This is a genomic window from Cryobacterium sp. TMT1-2-2, assembly GCF_004403505.1.
GTDB classification, from domain to species: domain Bacteria; phylum Actinomycetota; class Actinomycetes; order Actinomycetales; family Microbacteriaceae; genus Cryobacterium; species Cryobacterium flavum.
The window spans coordinates 1-21,237 of the sequence record NZ_SOGS01000013.1; the positions used below are offsets into that span (position 1 = coordinate 1).

General features: G+C 65.7%; 17 protein-coding genes. 15 read left to right on the forward strand and 2 right to left on the reverse strand.

Translation table 11 applies throughout. The annotated features are described in order from the left end of the window. The 9 genes from E3T35_RS08165 to E3T35_RS08205 form a co-directional block, all read left to right on the forward strand. A partial coding sequence (locus E3T35_RS08165) for an Ig-like domain-containing protein (RefSeq protein ID WP_134378443.1) occupies positions 1-2,572 on the forward strand: 2,572 nt, incomplete at its 5' end. A gap of 233 nt (positions 2,573-2,805) precedes the next feature. Beyond that, positions 2,806-3,831 carry a TerC family protein gene (locus E3T35_RS08170; RefSeq protein WP_134344527.1) on the forward strand — a complete coding sequence of 342 codons (1,026 nt, stop codon included), beginning with the start codon at positions 2,806-2,808 and terminating at the stop codon, positions 3,829-3,831. A 37-nt stretch (positions 3,832-3,868) separates the two neighbouring features. Continuing rightward, positions 3,869-4,660, forward strand: coding sequence for a PP2C family serine/threonine-protein phosphatase (locus E3T35_RS08175; RefSeq protein ID WP_092341236.1), 792 nt, complete (start codon positions 3,869-3,871; stop codon positions 4,658-4,660). A gap of 149 nt (positions 4,661-4,809) precedes the next feature. Continuing rightward, a complete protein-coding gene (leuC, locus tag E3T35_RS08180) occupies positions 4,810-6,267 on the forward strand; it encodes a 3-isopropylmalate dehydratase large subunit (protein WP_134344525.1) in 1,458 nt (485 codons plus the stop codon). A 5-nt stretch (positions 6,268-6,272) separates the two neighbouring features. After that, complete coding sequence (gene leuD / locus E3T35_RS08185; RefSeq protein ID WP_134344523.1) at positions 6,273-6,890, forward strand: 3-isopropylmalate dehydratase small subunit; 618 nt, start codon at positions 6,273-6,275, stop codon at positions 6,888-6,890. A 150-nt stretch (positions 6,891-7,040) separates the two neighbouring features. Beyond that, positions 7,041-8,348: a UDP-N-acetylglucosamine 1-carboxyvinyltransferase gene (gene murA / locus E3T35_RS08190; RefSeq protein WP_233197242.1), complete on the forward strand. Its 1,308-nt coding sequence runs from the start codon at positions 7,041-7,043 to the stop codon at positions 8,346-8,348. 64 nt (positions 8,349-8,412) lie between these two features. Next, positions 8,413-9,153, forward strand: coding sequence for a 1-acyl-sn-glycerol-3-phosphate acyltransferase (locus tag E3T35_RS08195; protein ID WP_241987667.1), 741 nt, complete (start codon positions 8,413-8,415; stop codon positions 9,151-9,153). Next, entirely contained in the window at positions 9,143-10,294 is a 1,152-nt protein-coding gene (locus E3T35_RS08200; RefSeq protein ID WP_241988772.1) for an NAD(P)H-dependent glycerol-3-phosphate dehydrogenase, read from the forward strand. The genes E3T35_RS08195 and E3T35_RS08200 overlap by 11 nt, the downstream gene beginning before the upstream one ends. After that, on the forward strand, positions 10,194-11,291 hold the full coding sequence (locus tag E3T35_RS08205; RefSeq protein WP_134378445.1) for a D-alanine--D-alanine ligase family protein: 1,098 nt from the start codon (positions 10,194-10,196) through the stop codon (positions 11,289-11,291). Before E3T35_RS08200 ends, E3T35_RS08205 begins: the two co-directional genes overlap by 101 nt. 33 nt (positions 11,292-11,324) lie before the next feature. On the opposite strand, the gene E3T35_RS08210 is transcribed toward E3T35_RS08205, so the two are convergent. Then, positions 11,325-11,849: a DUF3515 family protein gene (locus tag E3T35_RS08210; RefSeq protein ID WP_134344520.1), complete on the reverse strand. Its 525-nt coding sequence runs from the start codon at positions 11,847-11,849 to the stop codon at positions 11,325-11,327. A gap of 24 nt (positions 11,850-11,873) precedes the next feature. Between E3T35_RS08210 and thiL the strand changes: the two genes are divergently transcribed. Continuing rightward, the gene (gene thiL, locus E3T35_RS08215; protein ID WP_134378447.1) at positions 11,874-12,908 is read left to right on the forward strand and encodes a thiamine-phosphate kinase; all 1,035 of its coding nucleotides are present in this window, start codon (positions 11,874-11,876) and stop codon (positions 12,906-12,908) included. Here thiL and rsmD read toward each other — a convergent pair. Continuing rightward, positions 12,905-13,480, reverse strand: a complete 576-nt coding sequence (gene rsmD, locus E3T35_RS08220) for a 16S rRNA (guanine(966)-N(2))-methyltransferase RsmD (RefSeq protein ID WP_134344516.1) — start codon at positions 13,478-13,480, stop codon at positions 12,905-12,907. The two genes, thiL and rsmD, sit on opposite strands and share 4 nt — an antisense overlap. Positions 13,481-13,530: 50 nt before the next feature. Here rsmD and E3T35_RS08225 point away from each other — a divergent pair, with 50 nt between their 5' ends. The 5 genes from E3T35_RS08225 to E3T35_RS08245 all read left to right on the forward strand — a co-directional run bounded on the left by E3T35_RS08225 (position 13,531) and on the right by E3T35_RS08245 (position 21,217). Continuing rightward, positions 13,531-15,783: an ATP-dependent DNA helicase RecG gene (locus tag E3T35_RS08225; RefSeq protein WP_134378449.1), complete on the forward strand. Its 2,253-nt coding sequence runs from the start codon at positions 13,531-13,533 to the stop codon at positions 15,781-15,783. Positions 15,784-15,848: 65 nt separating this feature from the next. Next, positions 15,849-16,337 carry a pantetheine-phosphate adenylyltransferase gene (gene coaD / locus E3T35_RS08230; protein ID WP_092341312.1) on the forward strand — a complete coding sequence of 163 codons (489 nt, stop codon included), beginning with the start codon at positions 15,849-15,851 and terminating at the stop codon, positions 16,335-16,337. Beyond that, a complete protein-coding gene (locus E3T35_RS08235) occupies positions 16,334-17,443 on the forward strand; it encodes a MoxR family ATPase (RefSeq protein ID WP_134344512.1) in 1,110 nt (369 codons plus the stop codon). Before coaD ends, E3T35_RS08235 begins: the two co-directional genes overlap by 4 nt. 14 nt (positions 17,444-17,457) lie before the next feature. Beyond that, positions 17,458-18,825 (forward strand): DUF58 domain-containing protein, encoded by a 1,368-nt coding sequence (locus E3T35_RS08240; RefSeq protein ID WP_166789884.1) that lies wholly within the window; start codon positions 17,458-17,460, stop codon positions 18,823-18,825. After that, positions 18,818-21,217 (forward strand): DUF3488 and transglutaminase-like domain-containing protein, encoded by a 2,400-nt coding sequence (locus E3T35_RS08245; protein ID WP_134378453.1) that lies wholly within the window; start codon positions 18,818-18,820, stop codon positions 21,215-21,217. The genes E3T35_RS08240 and E3T35_RS08245 overlap by 8 nt, the downstream gene beginning before the upstream one ends. The last annotated feature ends 20 nt before the right edge of the window (positions 21,218-21,237 follow it).

Here is a 21,237-nt window from a genome sequence, read left to right on the forward strand (position 1 = left end):
GGATGGCACGCCGACGATTTCGGGTACGACGGATGCCCCGGTCGGCACGACGGTCACCGTGGTGGTTGCGGGCCAAACGTTGACCGCCAGGGTTATTGCGGATGGATCTTGGTCGGTGATAGCCGCGGCTCTCGTCGAGGGCGGGCACACCGTGACGGTCTCCGTCACGGATGTAGCCGGCAATACCGGCACGGTGACGCAGCGTCTGACGCTGGATGTGACTGCGCCGTCGCTGGTCATTACCGGTGGTTCAATGCTGACAACCGCGGATGGCACGCCGACGATTTCGGGTACGACGGATGCCCCGGTCGGCACGACGGTCACCGTGGTGGTTGCGGGCCAAACGTTGACCGCCACGGTTGTTTCCGGTGGTACCTGGTCTGTGACGGCCGCAACGCTGGTCGGGGGCGAGCACACCGTCACTGTATCGATCACGGATCTGGCGGGTAACAGCGGTAGCGCCACCCAGGCCTTGACGCACGATGCTGAGGCACCGACCGTGGTTTTTGCTGGTGGGGCAACGCAGACGACCAGCGATCGAACTCCGACTATTTGGGGCACGACCAACGCAGCGAATGACAGCGTCGTGACGCTGGATATCAATGGCACCACGGTTTCATCGACGGTGACGGCCGGTGCCTGGTCGGTGCTTGCGGACGGCCTCGGTGCCGATGGCACCTACCCAGTCGTCGTCACCATCGCAGTCGGCGGCCGCGTCGGCACGGGGAGTCAGACGATCACTCTGGACACGACGGCGCCGACGCTGGTCATTACCGGCGGGGCAGCGCTGACGACCGCCGATAGCACCCCGACCATCTCTGGAGCGACGGATGCTCCCGTCGGCACTTCGGTCACTGTGACCGTTACTGACACTATGGCCGTTACCGGTCAAACGCTGACCTCCACCGTTGTTGCGGGTGGTACTTGGTCGGTGATAGCCGCGGCCCTCGTCGAGGGCGGGCACACCGTCACTGTCTCCGTCACGGATCTTGCAGGCAATACCGGCACGGCCATCCAGACCATCAGGGTCGACACCACCAAACCCTCGCTGGCCATCATCGCGGGTTCCACGCTGATCAACGATTCCACGCCGACCATCTCGGGCACAACGGATGCCGCCAACGGCACCGTCGTCACCGTCACCGTGGCCGATCAGACCCTGTCCGCGACCGTTTTCGACGGCGCATGGTCGGTCACGGCCGGCGCACTCAGTGACGGCAATCACCTGGTTTCCGCTGTGGTCACGGACCCGGCGGGTAACAGCCAAACGGCAACGCAGGCATACTCCGTCGACACCGTCGCACCGATCGTGTCCATTTCCGGAGGGTCCGCACTCACCAACGCCGATACGACACCGACCATTTCGGGCACGTCCAATGCACCCGTCGGCACCGCGGTATCCGTTTCAGTGGGCACCCAGACGCTCGCCGCCACGGTCATCGCGGGGGGCACGTGGTCAGTGGCCGCCGGGGCGCTCGTCGAGGGCGATCACACCATCACGGCCTCGATCACGGATGCCGCCGGTAACACGGGTGTCGCTCTTCAGGTCTACACGGTGGTCGCGGCACCCGACGTGACTGTCATCGGGGGCGCGGCAGCAGCATCCAACGATCCAGCACCGACCTTCGTCGGTACCTCGACGGCTGCGGCCGGATCGGCAGTGACCGTGACGATCGATGGCCAGGTTCTTAGAACGACCGTGACGGCTGCCGGAACCTGGTCGGTCGAATCGGCCGAAATTTCTGCCGATGGTAATTTCACCGTCGACGTGACCGTGGTGGACCGCGTAACGAACCTCCCGGCAACGTCGACCCAGGTCTTCACGATCGACACGACCGCACCCGCGGTGGCCGTGACCGTGGCCCCGGCGGGTCGCACGCGCGACACCACGCCGACACTGTCGGGAACAACGGATGCCCCGGTCGGCGCGACCGTGTCGGTCACGGTGGCCGGACAGGTGTTGAGCGCTACGGTGCAGGTCGGTGGCGTCTGGACGGTTGAGCCCGGTGCGCTCGCCGACGGAAACGTAGACGTCGTCGTCACAGCCGAGGACACGTATGGAAATGCGCGCTCGGCCAGCCATAGTTTCGTGGTGGCCACGACGCCACCACAGAACACAACGCTCGAACAAACCGTTGAGGAGGGTGCACTGCAGTCACTCGCTGTCACTGGTGCCGATTTCGATCCGGGGGAGTCCGTTCAAGTGTGGATTCATTCCACACCCGTGCTGCTGTCAACCGTCACAGCTGATGCCAACGGCAACATCGTGACCAGCGTCATCGTTCCCGAGGCGACAGCGGCCGGTCTGCACCACATCGTGATGATCGGCGTGACTTCTTCGACCGCACAGCTGGCGTCGGAGACCATTACCGTCATCAACTCGGGCACCAAGAATGCCAGCGTTGCAGCGGTCGCCCCGGTGATGACCGAACTCGCCCGCTCGGGATTTGAAGCGCCAGGGATCGGCGGCGCGGCATTCCTGCTGCTGCTGGCCGGTGTTCTCCTGCTGATCCTGCGACGGGACATTCGCAAAAACTCACCACCGCATCAATCCGTAAGAACGCCGGAATAACCGGAAATCTTCGACCGCGCGCGCGCCCGCCCGCCACACTGTTAGAATTTTGCAAGCGAAGGGGAGTATCCCTCTGGGCCCGATCGGGTTCTATGTCGCGATCGTCAATACGGGCCGCGCTGTCGGGGCCCCGGTCGCGGTGGTATCGATTGGTTCCGGTTGGGTCCTATTGGTGCGGGAGAGACTTTCGGGTTCCGTAACACCCGACTCCCGTTATTTCTTGAAAGGCCCCCGTGGAACTCGCTCTCCCTCTCTGGTTCGAGGCTGGATCACTGGTCGTTCTGACCCTGATTCTCGTCGCCGACCTGCTCATCGTCTACAAACGCCCGCACGTGCCGAGCATGCGCGAGGCTGGCCTGTGGGTGGCGTTCTATGTGACCCTGGCGCTGATCTTCGCACTGCTCATGCTGCTGCTCGGTGACGCCGAGCATGCCGGGCAGTTTCTCGCCGGCTGGCTCACCGAGTACAGCCTGTCGATCGACAACCTCTTCGTCTTCGTGATCATCATGGCGCGGTTCTCGGTACCGCGAAAATACCAGCAAGAAGTGCTGATGGTGGGCATCATCATCGCCCTCGTGCTGCGCGGAATCTTCATTCTCGCCGGCGCCCAGCTGATCGAAAGCTACGCCTGGATCTTCTACATCTTCGGGGCGTTCCTCTTCTACACCGCCGTCAAGCAGGCGTTCTCCAACGAGGAAGAAACCGAGGACAAAGAGAACGCGGTCATCCGGCTGCTGCGTCATCGAATCCGTATCTCGTCAGAATTCGACGGTTCCAAGGTGCGAACCCGAATCGATGGCAAAAAGGTCTTCACCCCGATGCTGATCGTGTTCATCGCGATCGGCACCACCGACCTCATCTTCGCCCTTGACTCGATTCCGGCGATCTTTGGCATCACCCAGAGCCCCTTCATCGTGTTCACGGCCAACATCTTCGCTCTCATGGGCCTGCGCCAGTTGTACTTCCTGCTCGGCGGACTGCTCGAACGGCTCGAATACCTCAAGTACGGCATCGCGGTCATCCTTGCTTTCATCGGCGTCAAGCTCGTGCTGCACGCAATGCACACCAACGAAGTAATCTTCATCAACGGCGGGGAAAACATCGAGTGGGCCCCGGAGATCGACACCTGGACGTCGCTCGGCGTGATCATCGGTAGCATGGCCGTGGCCACCATCGCGAGCCTGATCAAGGCGCGTCACGATGCCAAGAAGCGTGGTCACACGCTGGCCGAGGAGATTTCGGCGACCGGCAAGGAATGACGAATAGAGGCCGGGCACCGGCGAACGGAGGGTTCTTATGACTCTGAACCAGCAGAGCACGATTGAACTCTCCACCGCCACCGCCCGCCTCTTTTTCAGCGCACGCACCGACGTCGGCAGCGTGCGCACGGTGAATGAAGACAGCCTTCTGGCACAGTCACCGGTCTTTCTGGTCGCCGATGGTATGGGCGGACACGCGCAGGGTGAGGTCGCCAGCCAGACCGTGTTGCGGGTGTTCGACGAGCACATCGCGCGCGATCTGCCGTCGACTCCGGAGCGCATACTCGACGCCATCCACTCCTCGAACGACGCCGTGCGCGATCTCAGCGCAGCCGACGACTACGGCACCGCAGTGTCGGGCACGACCCTTGCCGGCATCGCTTTCGTCGACGCCGGCGATGACGTCGGCTATCACTGGATGGCTTTCAACGTCGGCGATTCCCGCGTCTACACCTGGACCGACGGGGTTCTGAGCCAGCTGTCAGTCGACCATTCCGCGGTGCAGGAAATGCTGGACGCCGGACTGATCTCCACCGAGGACGCTGAGAAGCATCCAGAGCGCAACGTCATCACCCGCGCGATCGGCGCTGACGAATTCGTCGATGCCGACGTTTGGCTGCTGCCGGCCCTGGGGGAGCAGTCCTTTCTGATCTGCTCCGACGGGCTGACCAAGGAACTCGACGACGCGGCGATCGCGCGGGTCCTGGCCATGGACATCCGCTTGGATGGGCACGGGCGCAGCGTCGCCGACATTCTCGTCGCTGAGGCCATCGAGCATGGCGGGCGTGACAACGTGAGCGTCGTCTACGTGGAGTCGGCGTTCGACTGACCGCTGGCGAGGCCGGCGGCTGGACGAGGTGTTACCCTGAATCCGTGGTGAGCCGACTTCTTCTGTGCCGCGACGAGTCCCTGTCCTGAGGCCTCCCTCGTCGCGGAGTTCGGCGTGGCTGCCATCGATTCGTGAGGAAGACGCTCAAAATGACCAACGTAATACCCACTTCGGAACAACATTCCAGCACCGGCCTGCGCACGCTGGCTGAAAAGGTCTGGGACAAGCACCTCGTCAGCAAGGGCGAGAACGGCACGCCAGACCTCATTTACATCGACCTGCACCTGCTGCACGAGGTCACCAGCCCCCAGGCCTTCGACGGTCTACGCCTGGCCAATCGACCGCTGCGCCGTCCTGATCTGACCATCGCGACCGAAGACCACAACACGCCGACGCTGGCCATCGACAAGCCCATTGTCGACCTGACCAGCCGCACCCAGATCGAGACCCTGCGTCGCAACTGCGCCGAATACGGTGTGCGCCTGCACTCGCTCGGTGACATCGAGCAGGGCATCGTGCACGTCGTCGGCCCGCAGCTCGGCCTGACCCAGCCCGGCATCACCGTGGTCTGCGGTGACTCGCACACCTCCACCCACGGCGCCTTCGGCGCCATGGCGCTCGGCATCGGCACGAGCGAGGTCGAGCACGTCATGGCCACCCAGACACTGCCGCTGAACCCGTTCAAGACCATGGCCATCACGGTCAACGGCGCCCTGCGCACCGGGGTCACCGCGAAGGACATCATCCTCGCCGTGATCGCCAAAATCGGCACCGGCGGGGGAGCCGGCTACGTGCTCGAATATCGTGGTGAGGCCATTCGCGCCCTGTCCATGGAGGGGCGCATGACCATCTGCAACATGTCGATCGAGGCCGGCGCCCGCGCCGGCATGGTGGCCCCCGACCAGGTCACCTACGACTACCTCGAAGGGCGTGCCCACGCGCCCCGTGGCGCCGACTGGGATGCTGCCGTCGCCTACTGGCAGACCCTGGCCACCGATGAGGGCGCCAGCTTCGACGCCGAGGTCATCATCGACGCCAACGAGCTCGAACCGTTCGTCACCTGGGGCACCAACCCCGGCCAGGGCGTGTCCCTGAGCGGATCCGTTCCGAACCCCGCCGACATCATCGACGCCAACGAGCGCTCGGCCGCCGAGCGGGCCCTGGAATATATGGACCTCGCGGCCGGCACCCCGATGAAGGACATTCGGGTCGACACCGTTTTTCTCGGTTCCTGCACGAACAGCCGGGTCGAAGACCTGCGCGCCGCCGCCGAGATCATCAAGGGCAAGACCAAGGCCGAGGGACTGCGCATGATGGTCGTCCCTGGCTCCGCCCGGGTGCGCATCGAGGCCGAAGCCGAGGGGCTCGACAAGATCTTCCTCGATTTCGGCGCCGAATGGCGGTTCGCCGGCTGTTCGATGTGCCTCGGAATGAATCCCGACCAGCTCGAACCCGGAGAGCGCTGCGCCTCGACCAGCAACCGAAACTTTGAGGGACGACAGGGCAAGGGCGGGCGTACCCACTTGGTGTCCCCGCTCGTCGCAGCCGCCACGGCCATTCGCGGCACGCTCTCGAGCCCGTGGGACCTCGTTCAGGATGGAGACTAAGTAGCATGCAGAAATTCACCACCGTCACCGGCATCGCGGTGCCGCTTCGCCGTTCCAACGTCGACACCGACCAGATCATCCCGGCCGTGCACCTCAAGCGCGTCACGCGCACCGGCTTTGAAGACGCGCTCTTCGCGGCCTGGCGCCTCGACCCCGACTTCGTCATCAATAAGAAGGAATACCAGGGCGGTCGCGTGCTCATCGCCGGAGCCGACTTCGGCATCGGCTCTTCACGCGAACACGCCGTCTGGGCCCTGCGCGACTACGGCTTCGACGTCGTGCTCAGCCCCCGATTCGGCGACATCTTTCGCGGCAACTCCGGCAAGCAGGGCCTGCTCGCCGGCCAGATCAGCGAAGCGGATGCAGAAACCCTGTGGAACCTGATCGAGAGCGACCCGGGCGTTGAGTTGACCGTGGATCTGGTGAGTAAAACAGTGCGTGTCGGGGATCTGACCGTGAATTTCGAAATCGACGATTACACTAGATGGCGGCTGCTCGAAGGTCTCGATGACATCGGCCTGACCCTGCGTGACGAAGCGCGGATCAATGAATTCGAAGCGACGCGAGAGCCGTGGTTGCCCCGAACCCTTCCCGCGCTGTCGCCGGAATCAATCTCCAAGTAACACGAAGACAGGTATTTTGTGAGCACTCTCAGCGAAGCCCGACGTGATCAAGAGGCGAAGAATTTGAATGACGCCAGGCAGCACGACGACGCGAACGAACGCGGGAGTGCCCAGAACCACGGGGCAGCTGTTGGCCTCACCGCCGACAAGATCACCATCCGCGGCGGTATTCCGCTGGTCGGCCGCATCGAGGTGAAGGGGGCGAAGAACCTCGTCACCAAGGCCATGGTCGCCGCGCTGCTCGGTGAAACCCCGAGCGTGCTCAAGGACGTTCCGAACATCAGCGATGTTCGGATCGTTCGGGGCCTGCTCGAGGTGCACGGCGTCAAGGTGACCGAGGGCGCCGAACCGGGCGACCTCATCCTCGACCCGGTCGACGTGGAGAGCGCGCACTTCGCCGCGATCGATGCGCACGCCGGCTCGAGCCGCATCCCGATCCTGTTCTGCGGACCGCTGCTGCACCGACTGGGCGAGGCGTTCATCCCTGACCTCGGCGGTTGCCGCATCGGCGACCGACCGATCGACTTTCACCTCGAGGTGCTGCGCAAGTTTGGTGCCGTCGTCGAGAAACAGCCCAACGGCATCCGCATGTCGGCACCAAACGGTCTCAAGGGTGCCAAGCTCGAACTGCCGTACCCGAGCGTTGGGGCCACAGAGCAGGTGCTGCTGACCGCGGTGCGTGCCGACGGCATCACCGAACTCAAGGGCGCGGCAATCGAGCCCGAGATCATGGATCTCATCAATATTTTGCAGAAGATGGGTGCCATCATCACGGTCGACACCGACCGGGTGATTCGCATCGAGGGCGTGGACCGCCTCATGGGCTACAACCACCGCGCACTGTTCGACCGCAACGAGGCCGCCAGCTGGGCTGCTGCCGCCCTCGCCACCGACGGTGACATCTTCGTCGGCGGCGCCCGCCAGCCCGAAATGATCACCTTCCTCAACGTCTTCCGCAAGGTCGGTGGTGCTTTCGACATCTGCGACGACGGCATCCGCTTTTATCACCCGGGCGGCGACCTGAAGCCTGTCATCATCGAAACGGATGTTCACCCCGGCTTCATGACGGACTGGCAGCAGCCGCTCGTCATCGCCCTCACCAAGGCACACGGCACGTCGATCGTGCACGAGACCGTTTACGAGCAAAGGTTCGGCTTCGTTGACGCCCTCGTGGAAATGGGCGCGACCATTCAGATTCACAAGGAATGCCTCGGCGGCCACCCCTGCAGGTTCGGGCAGCGCAACTTCAACCACTCGGCCGTCATCACCGGCCCGACCAAACTGCACGGCGCTGACATCGTTGTGCCCGACCTGCGCGGCGGCTTCAGCCACCTGATCGCGGCACTCAGCGCCGAGGGCACCAGTACGGTCAGCAACGTGGGAATCATCAGCCGAGGCTACGAGAACTTCATCGGCAAGCTGCGGCTTTTGGGGGCGGACTTCGATCTCGAAGGATAATAGGCGCGTGCCTGAAAATAAAGACGTGCCAGCATCCCCCGAGTCAGCCGAGTCGCCTACCCGAATCCGTTCGGAAAAGAGCCGGCCCTCGGCGTTCTGGATTCTCGCCGGGCTGATCCTGCCAGTGATGAACCTCGCGGCCCGGTACGAGATCGTCGACGCCCACAAGTTCCCGCGCAGCGGTGCGTTCGTCTTCTCGCCCAACCACTACAGCGAGATCGACCCCGTGGTCATGGGCGTCGTGGCCTGGAAGCTGGGGCGGCTGCCGCGGTTTCTGGCGAAGGCATCCGTTTTCAAGATTCCGGTCATCGGCTGGGTTCTGACCAAATCTGGCCAGATTCCGGTGCAGCGCGGCGGATCGGTGCGCGGCAGTGAACCGGTCAAGGCCGCCCAGCGCCTGGTCGAAAAGGGCCAGATCGTGGTCGTCTACCCGGAAGGCTCGCTCACCCGCGACCCCGACTTGTGGCCGATGCGGGGCAAGACCGGAGCAGTGCGCATCGCGCTCGAGCAGGGCATTCCGATCGTGCCGGCCGCCCACTGGGGCACCCAGAAGTTGATGCCGCGGTATTCCAAGAAGATCAGCCTGTTTCCGCGCAAGACCATTCGGGTGAAAATTGGCGACCCGCTCGACCTCGCCCAGTTTCGGGGGCGCAGCCTCGATACCGCCACGCTCAACGAGGCGACGGCAGTCGTGATGGTCGCCATCACTGCGTTGCTCGAAGACCTGCGCGGCGAAAAGGCTCCGGTCAAGCGCTGGAACCCGTCGGAGCACAACCAGAAAGAGACCGGCCGTTTTGAAGCCTAGAACCCCCCAGCTGCCCAAGATCCAACCAGGCACCCGGGTGGCCGTTCTCGGCGCCGGTAGTTGGGGAACCACCTTCGCCAAAATTCTGACGGATGGCGGGGCCGACGTCGTTCTGTGGGCCCGCCGCCCCGAGTTGGCCCGCGAAATCTCCGAAGCCCGCCGCAACAGCGACTACCTGCCCGGCGTGAACCTACCGTTGGGCCTGCGCGCCACGAGCCGCCTCGACCTGGCACTGGCCGGCGCTGAAATGGTCTTCGTCTCCGTGCCCAGCCAGTCCCTGCGGGAGAACCTCAAGCAGGTCGAACCGTACCTGGCCGCGAACGCGATCGTCATCTCGCTCATGAAGGGCGTCGAGCGCTCCACCGGCATGCGCATGAGCACGGTGATCGAAGAGGTGCTGAGCATCGACCCCGCTCGCATTGCCGCGATCAGCGGGCCGAACCTGGCGCTCGAAATCGCCAAGGAGCAGCCCACGGGGGCTGTCGTCTCCTCGGTGAGCCTGGAAACCGCGCAGGCCGTGGCCAAACTGGCCACCAACCGCTATTTTCGTTCGTACATCAACACCGACGTCATCGGCACCGAATTCGGCGGCGTGCTGAAGAACCTCATTGCGGTTGCCATCGGCATCGTCGACGGTGTCGGCTTTGGCGAAAACACCAAGGCCTCGATCATCACCCGTGGTCTGGTCGAAATGACGGACTTCGCTGTGGCCTACGGCGCGCAGGCCGAGACGCTGGCCGGCCTGGCCGGTCTCGGTGACCTCATCGCCACCTGCCAGTCGCCGCTGTCGCGCAACAACACGGCCGGGCGACTGCTCGGCCAGGGTTACAGCATCAACGACGTCGTCAAGCAGATGCAGCAGACCACCGAAGGCCTCGCCTCGGTGAAGCCCGTTCTCGAACTTGCCCGCGCCAAGGGCGTCGACATGCCCATCGTTGAACAGGTACGCCAGGTGCTCGACGGCACACTCAATCCCCGCGACATTGCGCCGCACCTCACAACAGACTCCGGCGAACCGCAGGGCGAAAGGACACTTGACGATGGACAAGCTCACGGTGGTGCTTCTCTTTGGAGGGCGTTCCAGCGAACACTCGATCAGCTGCGCCACGGCGGGCGGAGTGCTGGCAGCCCTCGACCCTGATCGCTACACGGTCATTCCGGTGGGAATCACCCGTGACGGTGCGTTTGTGTTGGAAGACAACGACCCAGCCAAGTTCGCCCTGAACGCGTCCGCGTTGCCCGTTGTCGCCGACAACGGAACGCGGGTGCGCTGGCCGGAGAGCGCAGCGAGCCGGGAACTGACCGTCGTCGACGCGTCGGGTGTGCGCTCGCTCGGCACCGTCGACCTCATATTCCCGATCTTGCATGGACCGTTTGGCGAAGACGGAACCATCCAAGGCATGCTCGATCTGCTCGGCCTGCCGTATGTCGGCTCGGGAGTGCTCGCATCCGCTTTGGGTATGGACAAACACTTTGCCAAGACCGTGTTCCAGCAAGCGGCACTACCGGTAGCGCCGTGGCGCACCCTGACAGCGGATGACTGGGCGCAGGCCCCCGGAACCGCCTACGCCGCCCTCAAGCACTTGGGTCTGCCCGCGTTCGTCAAGCCGGCGCGCGCGGGTTCCAGCGTCGGCGTCAGCCGGGTGTCGACGCCCGAGCAACTGGCCGAGGCCATGACGGTGGGGCTCGCCGAGGACAACAAGGTCTTGATCGAATCCGGGCTCATCGGCCGGGAACTCGAAATTGCCGTGCTGCAGGGACGCCCGGGGGAGCCGACCCGCGCCTCCGTGGCCGGCGAGGTCGTCGTGACCGGCCGTGACTTCTACGACTTCGCCGCGAAATACCTCGACGCACCGGGGGTCGACCTGGTCTGCCCCGCTCTCTTGTCGGACGAGGAGCTGGCAGAGGTGCAACAGCTGGCGATTCGGGCGTTCGAAGCCATCGGCGGCGCCGGCCTGGCCCGGGTGGACTTCTTTCTCACGCAGGCCGGCTGGGTGATCAACGAGATCAACACCATGCCCGGCTTCACGAGCATCTCGATGTTCCCGAGCTGCTGGCTCGCCAGCGGCTACACCTACCCCGAGCTGGTCGACGAACTCATCGCGGTGGCCATCGCCCACGCCCGCCACGGTTCCTGACCCGATCGCCACCAGCGGTCTCGTAAGACCGGACTACGGCGCGGTCGTCGCCCCGTCGGTGGGCAGCTGCACGTCTTCGGCGCCGACACAGGCCCCGGCCGCCGGAACATACCCGACCGCATTGGCCACGTCGACCAGCGCCGTTGAGCCGCTCACCGCTTCGGAATCGATGACGACCTCGATGGCCGGGTCGCGCCCGTAGGTCGTGTACCGGTAGGTCGGGGCGTCGGAGTCATCTTCGATCCAGTCGATGCCGTTGATGTTCAGGCAGGGCAGCGTCGTCGGCGCAGGCACCGGAACACCGCAGTGCAGCAGCACCGCGGCTGGGTCTCCCCAGGCCCCTGTCCCCTGGGCGTTCGTCTCCCGCGAGCGCTCGTCGGCGACGGTGGACGGCAGGTGCACGATTACGTCGGCGCAGGCCACATTGGTGGCATCGGCGGCCGGGGTCAGCGGCACGGCGGCGGCGCAGCCCGCCAGCAGCAGTGAGCCCGCGAGCACGGTGACGACGGCGATGGAACGACGGGGAGCGAAGCGCGGGAGCAGGAATGGGTGAGACATCGTATTCAGGCTACCGTTTCTTACATGACAACCGCTGCGGATGCCCCGCGTTCAGCCCCGCATACCGCCACCACCGAAACGCTCGCCGACCTGAGCGAAGGCGCCGTACTCGGCCGAATCTTTCCCCGGCTGCCGACCGCAGCCGCGCAGCTGCTTGGCCCGGGGGACGACGCAGCAGTCGTCTCCGCTCCCGACGGACGCTTCGTGGTGACGACCGACATGATGATTCAAGGTCCGGATTTTCGTCTGGCCTGGTCCACGCCGCACGACCTCGGTTGGAAGGCCGCGGCCACCAACCTCTCCGACGTGGCAGCGATGGGAGCCCGCCCGACCGCCCTCGTCGTAGCCATTGCCGCACCGCCGTCGACGCCCGTGGTGGTGCTCGAGGGCATCGCCGACGGGCTGCGGGACTGTTGTGAGGCACTCGCGCCCGGCTGCGGGGTGGTCGGCGGCGACCTGTCCGCGTCGGACGCCCTCACGCTGGCTGTGACGGCCTTCGGTGACCTGGAGGGCCGCGCGCCCGTATTGCGCTCGGGCGCGCGCCCCGGCGACGTTGTGGCGCACTCCGGGCTGCTCGGTGACGCCGGTCGCGGTCTCGAACTGCTGTTTCGCCTGGGCGTCGACGCTAACGGAGTGCCCAACCTTGACCGCACCAACGCGCTCAAACTCTCGCACCCGACCGAAGTGGCAGCCCAGCTCACCCCCGTGCCGCCGATTGCGAGCGGACCGATTGCAGCCCTCGCCGGCGCCACCGCCATGCTCGACGTCTCCGATGGGCTCGCCATCGACGCCGGACGCATTGCGCGTGCCAGCGGAGTGGGCATCGATTTTGACTCCGCGAGCCTGGGCGACCGCATCGAGGTCGCTCTTGGCGGCGGCGAAGACCACGGGCTGCTGGCAACTTTCCCACCCGACGCCGTTCTGCCGGCGGGCTTTCGGAGCCTCGGAATGGTTGTGGCGGCATCCGCTTCGCACGCGGGCATGATCACCGTCGACGGTGCCCCGCACGATCAGGGCGGCTGGGACCCCTATCGCGGCTGGGACGGCGCGGCGGGCTAATTCAGTTCCGGTGGAGAGGCGTACCAGACGGTCGTGTCGCCGTAGTCCTTGCGGCGATCGAGCTTGAGCCCGGGGCCCCATTCCGGCTCGGGTGAGCGGGAACTGCGCTCCAGCACCACGAGCGCGTCGTCGGCCAGCAGTGGGGCCAACGCACTCAGATTGTGCCCGAGCTCAACCTCGGTGAGGTCGTAGGGCGGGTCGATGAAGACGACATCGAAGCCGTCCTTGGTGGCCGCCAGGAACGACTGCACCGCCTGTGACGACACCGCAATCTTCAGTTCTGCACCTTTCGGGGCTGACCGCTGCACGGCCTCGCCGTTCTTGCGGCACATGGCCGCCGCGCCGTAACTGTTCTCGACCAGCGTCACCACTCGCGCTCCGCGGCTCGCTGCTTCGAGTCCCAGAGCGCCCGATCCGGCATACAGGTCGAGAACGCGCATGCCGTGCAGGGCATCAAGTGAGTCGAGTGCCGAGAAGATGGCCTCGCGCACCCGGTCGCTGGTCGGCCGGGTGCCCGATTTCGGAACCGCCAAAGTCAGGGAGCCGGCAAACCCGGAAATAATTCGCGTCATAACGTATCGAGCCTAGCTGCCCTGTCAGAGGCCCGGTTTACGATGGAACCATGACCGGTTCGAGCGCTGCCAGTGGCCCCGAATTCAATGGTGGTTCCCTGCCGACACCCCGGCTGCAGCCTCTCACCCCCGATAGCAGCCTGACGAGTGCCCTCGGCGCACTCAAGGCGAAAGCACTCCTGAAGGCGTTCGGTTTTCAGACCGTCAACGACTTGCTCAGCCACTACCCGCGCGACTACGCCGACCGCGAGGTGCTCCGACCGCTGAATCAACTCACCCCCGGCGCCAACATCACGGTCATCGCCGACATTGTGTCAGTGCGAGAAAAGCGCATGTCATCGCGGCCCGGCACGATCGTTGAGGTGGTCATTTCCGACGGAGGTGGGGAGTTCCTGCTCACGTTCTTCGGCAAGAGCAGCCAGCAGTGGCGTCTCGATCAATTGCGCCCAGGGCTGCGTGGCAGTTTTTCCGGCAAGGTGACCACCTTTCAAAACCGGAGTCAGCTGGCGAACCCGTCGTACAAGACCTTTGAAAGCGAAGAAGAAGAGGCTCGCGATGACCCGGCGGTGCGGCTTCGCCACAAGCCGCTCATCCCCATTTACGCGGCAACGGCCGCAGAGACCAGCTGGAACCTACAGACCATGATCGACCAGGTGCTGCAACGCGTGGGCAACCTGCCCGACCCGGTTCCCCAGGACATGCGGATCGAACACGGCCTGCTCAACCACACCCAGGCCATCCGCTGGATTCACAGCCCCGACAATCCGAAGCAATGGAAGGCCGCGGAGGAGACGTTGCGGTTCACCGAGGCCTGGGTGCTGCAGTGCGCGCTCATGCAGCGGCACAGTCTCGCGCGGGAGCGCCGAACCCGGCCGCGAGTACCCACCCCTGGCGGGTACCTCGAACGCTTTGACGCGACCCTGCCGTTCGTACTGACGGTCGACCAGGAGATCTGTGCGGCCGAGATCGCCAGCGACATGGCCCGGTCTGGCCCCATGAACCGGTTGCTGCAGGGCGAGGTCGGTTCGGGCAAGACTGTTGTCGCCCTGCGGGCCATGCTCGCCGTAGCCGATAGCGGAGGCCAGACGGCGCTGCTGGCACCCACCGAAGTGCTGGCTGCGCAGCATCTGCGGTCGATCACCGCGCTTCTCGGCCCCGATCTCGCGGCCGAACTCATGCCGACACTACTGACCGGCAAGCTGCCGGTCGCCCAGAAGCGCAAGGCACTGCTGCGCACGGTGTCGGGTCAGTCGCGCATCGTGATCGGCACCCACGCGCTGCTCAGCGATACCGTAACGTTCTTCGATCTCGGTTTGATCGTCATCGACGAACAGCACCGGTTCGGCGTCGACCAGCGCGAAACCCTGCGGTTGAAGGGCGCGCAGCCACCGCACGTGCTGGTCATGACGGCCACGCCCATTCCGCGCACGATCGCGATGACAGTGTTCGGCGACCTCGACGTGAGTACTATTCGCATGCTGCCGTCGGGGCGCCAAGGGATTCGCAGTGTCGTGGTGCCCATGGGCGAGAACGGAGCCCTGTTTGGGCGGGTCTGGGCGAGCCTGGCGCAGGAGCTCGCGCTCGGGCGTCAGGGCTTCGTTGTCTGTCCGGCGATTTCTCCGGCAGAAATTGAGGAAGTCCCCGCTGACCTGGTCGGAATCGAACCGTCGCACGGAGAGAAAGCCGGCCCCCTGTTCAACGTGGAAGAGGTTCTCGAAGGCATGCGCGGCGTACCGACGCTCGCCCCCTATCGTCTGGAGGCCCTGCACGGGCGCATGACGAGCGACGAGAAAGACCGCATCATGCGGTCGTTCGCCGCCGGCGAGATCGATGTTCTCGTGGCCACGACCGTTATCGAGGTGGGTGTCGACGTGCCGAACGCCTCGGCCATGGTGGTGCTCGACGCGGATCGCTTCGGTGTCTCCCAGTTGCACCAGTTGCGCGGCCGCGTCGGGCGCGGGTCCGTGCCAGGCCTCTGCCTTCTGGTCACCAATTCCCGGGCCGGGTCTCCGGCCCGCCAGCGCATCGGCGATGTCGCCGCGACGCTCGATGGTTTTGTACTCGCCGAACTCGACCTCGCCCTGCGCCGAGAGGGCAACGTGCTCGGCGATCTGCAATCGGGTGACGGCTCGAAACTGCGTTTTCTTCGGGTGGCGGTCGACGGCGACCTGATCGCCGAGGTGCGACGGGCGGCCTTCCACTTGGTGACGGGCGATCCGGGCATCCGCACCAATGAGGCTCTGCGCAATGCGATCGCGCGCCGCCTGAACGATTCCGAACGCAGCTGGCTCAACAAAGGCTGATTATGTCCACGCCAAGCGGATGCATCGGGCAGCGTTCCGTCAGCGTCTGGCAGTAGGGTGTGATCATGCGCAGGATCGCCGTTGTCCCTGGATCATTTGACCCCGTCACACTGGGCCACTTGGACGTGATCGATCGCGCGGCCGGCCTGTTCGACGAGCTCCATGTGCTCGTGGTGCACAACCCCGACAAATCGGCCCTGTTGCCGATCAGCCAGCGAGTGTCGCTGCTGGAACAGGCCATCAAAGAAGCCGGGCTTCCGACCAATATCGTGGTCGCCAGCTGGAGCATGGGGCTGCTCGTCGACTACTGCATGGATGTCGGTGCGAGCGTTCTGGTGAAGGGCATCCGTTCGCAGGTTGACGTGGCCTACGAGACTCCCATGGCGATCGTGAATCGCAATCTGGCCGCGGTAGAAACGGTCTTTCTGCTGCCCGACCCGGCCAACGCCCATGTCTCCAGCTCCCTGGTACGCCAGGTGGCCGGTCTCGGCGGCGATGTCTCGCCCTACGTGCCACGGGCCGTAGCGGAATATCTGGAGCGTTCGCGGGTATGAACCTCAAACCGACTCGCTCCTCCACCGATTCAAGCAGGGCGGAACTGGCGTCGGTTCCGTCGAATGACGCTGACACAACCGTTGACCTCGGGGAACTGCAAGAAGCCGGACGCGGGATCATGCGCAACGTTGAGACGGTTATTGATGGCAAGCACGAGGCTGTGCAGATCGCCCTGACCGTTCTGCTGGCCGAAGGGCACCTCCTGATCGAGGATGTGCCCGGTGTCGGCAAGACCATGCTCGCCAAGGCCCTCGCCCGTTCCGTGGATTGCACGGTCGGGCGCATTCAATTCACCCCGGACCTGCTGCCCTCCGATGTGACCGGGGTGTCGGTGTTCAATCAGGCCGAGCGTCGGTTCGAGTTCAAACCGGGCCCGGTCTTCGCCAACATCGTCATCGGTGACGAGATCAACCGGGCGAGTCCGAAAACCCAGTCGGCGCTGCTGGAATCCATGGAGGAACGCCAGGTCACCGTCGACGGCGTCACGTACCCGCTCGCCCTGCCGTTCACCGTCATCGCCACCCAGAACCCGATCGAGATGGAGGGAACGTACGCCCTTCCGGAAGCGCAGCGGGACCGGTTCATGGCCCGCATCTCCATGGGATATCCCGACCCCGACTCTGAGCTCGCGATGCTCGACTCGCGCGACACGAACAGCCCACTCGCACTGATCTCTGCCGTGGTGTCGGGGGAGACCCTGCGCGACATGATGCTCACGGCGCGAGGCGTCTTCGCCTCTGGTGCGGTCAAGGAATACGCGGTCAATCTCGTGCGGGCCACCCGCGACGACCGGGACCTGCGCCTCGGCGCCAGCCCGCGCGCGACCCTGCAACTCATCCGTGCCGCGAAGGCCCAGGCGGCGTTGAACGGTCGGGACTACGTGCTGCCCGACGACATCGACTCGCTCGCCGTGGCTGTTCTCGGCCATCGGCTGGTCCCCACCAGCCGGGCGCTCGGCCACCACCACCAGGACAGCGGTCCGGTGATCGACGATATCGTGCGTCGAATCCTCGCTGATACGCCGGTGCCAATCGGTGTCGCGGCATCCGCTCTGTCCCGATCGGTGCCGCAGGTGCGTGCCGTTGGATCTACCGGAGCGTCGTAGTCATGGCACGCGGGGTGAGAGATTCCGGGCTGGTCACTGCCGACTGGTACACGCGGCTGGCAGCCCGATTCGCCACGCGTCTCACCCTGCGCGGCTGGGTTATTCTGGCCGCCGGAGTCGTGCTGTTCGCCAACGCGGTGCTGGTCAACAGCCGCGACATGCTATTCGTGGCCAGCCTGATGATCGTGGCTCCGCTCGTCGCCGCCGGTTACGTTTCGCTCCGCCCGGCCCGGGTCGAGGTCACCAGGGTCTTTCGGCCGCCGATCGTACCGGTCGGCGGTGAGAGTGTGGTCTCGCTGCAGCTGAGCAACCTCTCGGCGACACCGCTCAGCGGCGCCTGGTGGGCTGACACCCCGTCGCCCGGCGTGGAGGCGCCGCCGGCGGCTATCCTTCCCCTCGTGAGTCGGAACGGCGCAACCGGAGCGACTGTGCGTCTGGAATACACTGTCGTGCCGCGCCATCGCGGCGTCTACGACGTCGGTCCGCTCCGCGTGTCACGCCAGGACCCATTTGGCTTCGCGCGCAGCGACCGAACTGCCGGCTCTCCCCACGACCTGATCGTGACGCCGCGCGTGACGCCGCTACCGGGCAACGGCCTTGCCCAGTCCAGCAACGATGGGTCGATTCGCGAGCTGGTGCGCCAGGCCACCCCCACCTCCGACGAACTCATCGCCCGCGAATACCGCCCTGGGGATGCGCTGCGTCGCGTCAACTGGCCGGCCACCGCCCGGCACGGCGAAATCATGGTGCGGCAGGAGGAGCAGCGCAGCAATCCGGAGGCCCGGATCGTGCTCGATACGACCCTGGCCGGCGCGGCGGGGCTCGGCGCCGGGCATCTTCCACCGCATCTCGGGGCCGGATTTGAACTCGAGATCGAGCTGGCAGCATCCGTTGGTGTGCACCTGCTCGACGCCGGTTACCGGGTCGAGGTGATCGAGCTGGGTGCCAGCCAGTTGCTGCCGGGCGACCAGCAGACCCTGGGCGGGCTGCACGGCGACGTGCCAGCGACTTTTCGGGCCCCCGGCGGTGATCGCGCCCTGCTGGAAGCCCTGGCCAGTGTGGTTCCGGTGCCGTGGCCGACCCGCAGCGCTCGCCTCGCCGCAGAGCGCCGGGTGCCGCTGCGTGCAGCCCTGCGGGGCGCGCAGCCAGCGCTTCCGACATTCGCGATGCTCGTGAGCGTGTCCGAAGCGGATGTCGACGATCTCGTTGCCCTCGCGCGACACTGTGAACCCGCCGTCGCGTTGGTGCAACGAACGGTCGGGGCGCCGGCCCGCGGACGTCTGCAGGCCGCGGGGTGGCGCTGCGTGGAGCTGGCCACGGCCGAGAACCTGGAAGACGTCTGGAACGACGTGAGCGGGGAGCGAGGAGCCAGCCATGACTAGCCTAATCGCTCAGGAGGCGCCGGCCGCAGATTCCCCGCCGCCGGCACGCCAGGTGAGCCCGCCTCGGGCGCACCGCCGTCGGCGCGGCGAGCGAGTTGCCGCGCTCTGGCCGCTCGCCCTCAGTTTGCTTTTCTTGCTGCTCAGCTCCTGTGCGGCGCTCGCGCCCCTGCTGCGCGGCAACGCCTGGTGGTGGGTCTGTGCGGCGGTTGGATCCGTCGTGCTGCTCAGCGCGGCTGTGTTTCGTCGGTTCGGGCTGCCGCGCCCGATCGCTCCGGTGGCGAGCGGCGCGGTTCTGGTCGGCACGATGACGCTCCTGTTCGGCGGTGGAACCGGCCTGTTCTGGATCATTCCGACGCCGCAAACCATTGGCCTGTTCAGCGGTCTGATCGACTCCGGCAGGGCCTCGATCGCCCAGCAGAGCACGCCGGCCGAGGTGACCCTCGGCATCCTCTTTCTGCTCGCCGGCGGCACGGGGCTGATCGCGGTTCTCATGGACCTGCTCGCGGTGACGCTGCGCTGGCCCGCCCTTGCCGCAGCCGGCGCACTCGTGCCGCTCCTCGTGCCGGGATTCATCATCGACAACGGGACCGACGTCGCCGTGCTCGTGGTGACGGCGGCCGCTTTTCTGCTGGTGCTGCGGGTCGATGTGTCGGCGCGTCGCGCACGGGAAGCAGTGCGTCTGGCGGCCGGACCGGGCGAGCCACGTGTGTACCGGCCAGAGCGGGCGCGCGGGCGCGGCCGGATCGGCGGCACATTCGTGCTGGGATCCGTGACCATCGTGGCTGCTCTGATTCTCAGCACGCTTGCCCCCGCATTGACGTCCGGGGGACTCGTGACGGCAAGGCCTGGTGGTTTACTGTTCGGCAGCGGCGTGAGCCCCATGATCAATCTCGGGCAGGACTTGCGTCGGCCCAAGGCTGGACCGGCATTTCACTACACCTCGACCGGCACGGAGCAGCCCTATTTCACGCTTCTCACCCTCGATGAGGTCATCGGGTTGACCTGGACGGCACGCATCGACGGGGCAGACGTGCGCAATACCGTCGACGACATCCAGCGGCCATTCGGGCTCGACGACACCGTGGAGACGGTGCCAGCGTCGACATCGGTCGTCATCGAGGGCGTCAACAGTCACTGGCTGCCCGCACCGGCCCGCGCCACCAGCATCGAGGGCCTCACCGGTCGCTGGTACTGGGACAGCCGCACCCGGGCGATTGCGAGTGTAACGGCGAACACCCTCGGCCAGGAATACACGGTGTCGTCCCTGGAGTTGAAACCCACCGCCGAGCAACTGCGGCGCTCCAGCACCGACTATCCGGCGAGCGTCCTGGGCAATCTGCAACTGCCGGTCGATCCGCCGCCGATCATCGAGGAGACGGCCCGGCAGGTGACGGCGGAAACGACATCGAACTATGACGCTGCCGTCGCCATTCAGGACTATCTGCGCAGCAGCGCCTTTATCTACGACACCGACGCGCCCGTTGAAGACGGCTACGACGGCGGGGGAGTGGATGTGATCGGAGTGTTCCTGAAGGAAAAGCGCGGCTACTGCGTGCATTTCGCCTCCGCCATGGCCGCGATGGCACGTACCCTCGGCATTCCCTCCCGCGTCTCGCTCGGCTACCTGCCCGGCGTCAAATCCCAGGACCTCGAGCAGGGGCTCGGGCAGTACAACGTGGACTCGCACGACCTGCACGCCTGGCCGGAACTGTACTTCGTCGGAATCGGCTGGGTGAGATTCGAGCCGACGCCCGGCCGCGGTACCGTCCCCAACTACGAGCAGGCAGCGGATGTCGGCACGCCGACGACCACGCCCGGCGGTGCCGCCGCCACGAGTGCTCCCGGGCTCAGCCCCGACCGGCTGGCCGACGATTCCGCCCTGGAACGCGGTACCACGCCGCAGAGCGTCGAGGCCAGCAACCTGCTCGCCGTACTCGGGTTCAGCGCACTGGGTCTCCTGCTGCTGCTTCTGCCCGGGGTCGCCAGACGGATGCTCCGGCGCTCGCGGGTGCGGCGCATCCGCTCCGGAGGCGCTGGCGCCGGGCTCGCCTGGATCGAAGTGCAGCACACCAGTCTCGATCACGGCATACCGACGCCGGTCACCGACACTCCGCGAGCGTTTGCCGGCCGACTGGAGCGCCTTGGAACCCTCGACCCGGCGTCGACGGAAGCGCTCGAACGGGTACTCCTCACGCTGGAGCGATCGCGGTTCGACCGGTCGCCCGTGCGGGCCGACACCCTCGCCGCCGACCTGACCCGGGTGCTGCGCGGGCTGCACGGCGGCGCGAGTGCCGGCATCCGTTTGCGGGCAAACTTTGCGCCCACCTCGCTGTTCGCCACCCTGGCCGCGGTGCTGCGCGGAGACCGTCGCGCCCGCACGATCGCCCCCTGAACGAAGCACCCACGCGCAGC

Excerpts from the sequence above, each read along its gene's own strand:
- leuC (WP_134344525.1), top strand. The coding sequence starts at position 4,810 with ATGACCAACGTAATACCCACTTCGGAACAACATTCCAGCACCGGCCTG.
- rsmD (WP_134344516.1), bottom strand. The coding sequence starts at position 13,480 with ATGACGCGAATTATTTCCGGGTTTGCCGGCTCCCTGACTTTGGCGGTT.
- leuD (WP_134344523.1), top strand. The coding sequence starts at position 6,273 with ATGCAGAAATTCACCACCGTCACCGGCATCGCGGTGCCGCTTCGCCGT.
- E3T35_RS08225 (WP_134378449.1), top strand. The coding sequence starts at position 13,531 with ATGACCGGTTCGAGCGCTGCCAGTGGCCCCGAATTCAATGGTGGTTCC.
- E3T35_RS08210 (WP_134344520.1), bottom strand. The coding sequence starts at position 11,849 with ATGTCTCACCCATTCCTGCTCCCGCGCTTCGCTCCCCGTCGTTCCATC.
- coaD (WP_092341312.1), top strand. The coding sequence starts at position 15,849 with ATGCGCAGGATCGCCGTTGTCCCTGGATCATTTGACCCCGTCACACTG.
- E3T35_RS08245 (WP_134378453.1), top strand. The coding sequence starts at position 18,818 with ATGACTAGCCTAATCGCTCAGGAGGCGCCGGCCGCAGATTCCCCGCCG.
- E3T35_RS08205 (WP_134378445.1), top strand. The coding sequence starts at position 10,194 with ATGGACAAGCTCACGGTGGTGCTTCTCTTTGGAGGGCGTTCCAGCGAA.
- E3T35_RS08175 (WP_092341236.1), top strand. The coding sequence starts at position 3,869 with ATGACTCTGAACCAGCAGAGCACGATTGAACTCTCCACCGCCACCGCC.
- E3T35_RS08235 (WP_134344512.1), top strand. The coding sequence starts at position 16,334 with ATGAACCTCAAACCGACTCGCTCCTCCACCGATTCAAGCAGGGCGGAA.
- thiL (WP_134378447.1), top strand. The coding sequence starts at position 11,874 with ATGACAACCGCTGCGGATGCCCCGCGTTCAGCCCCGCATACCGCCACC.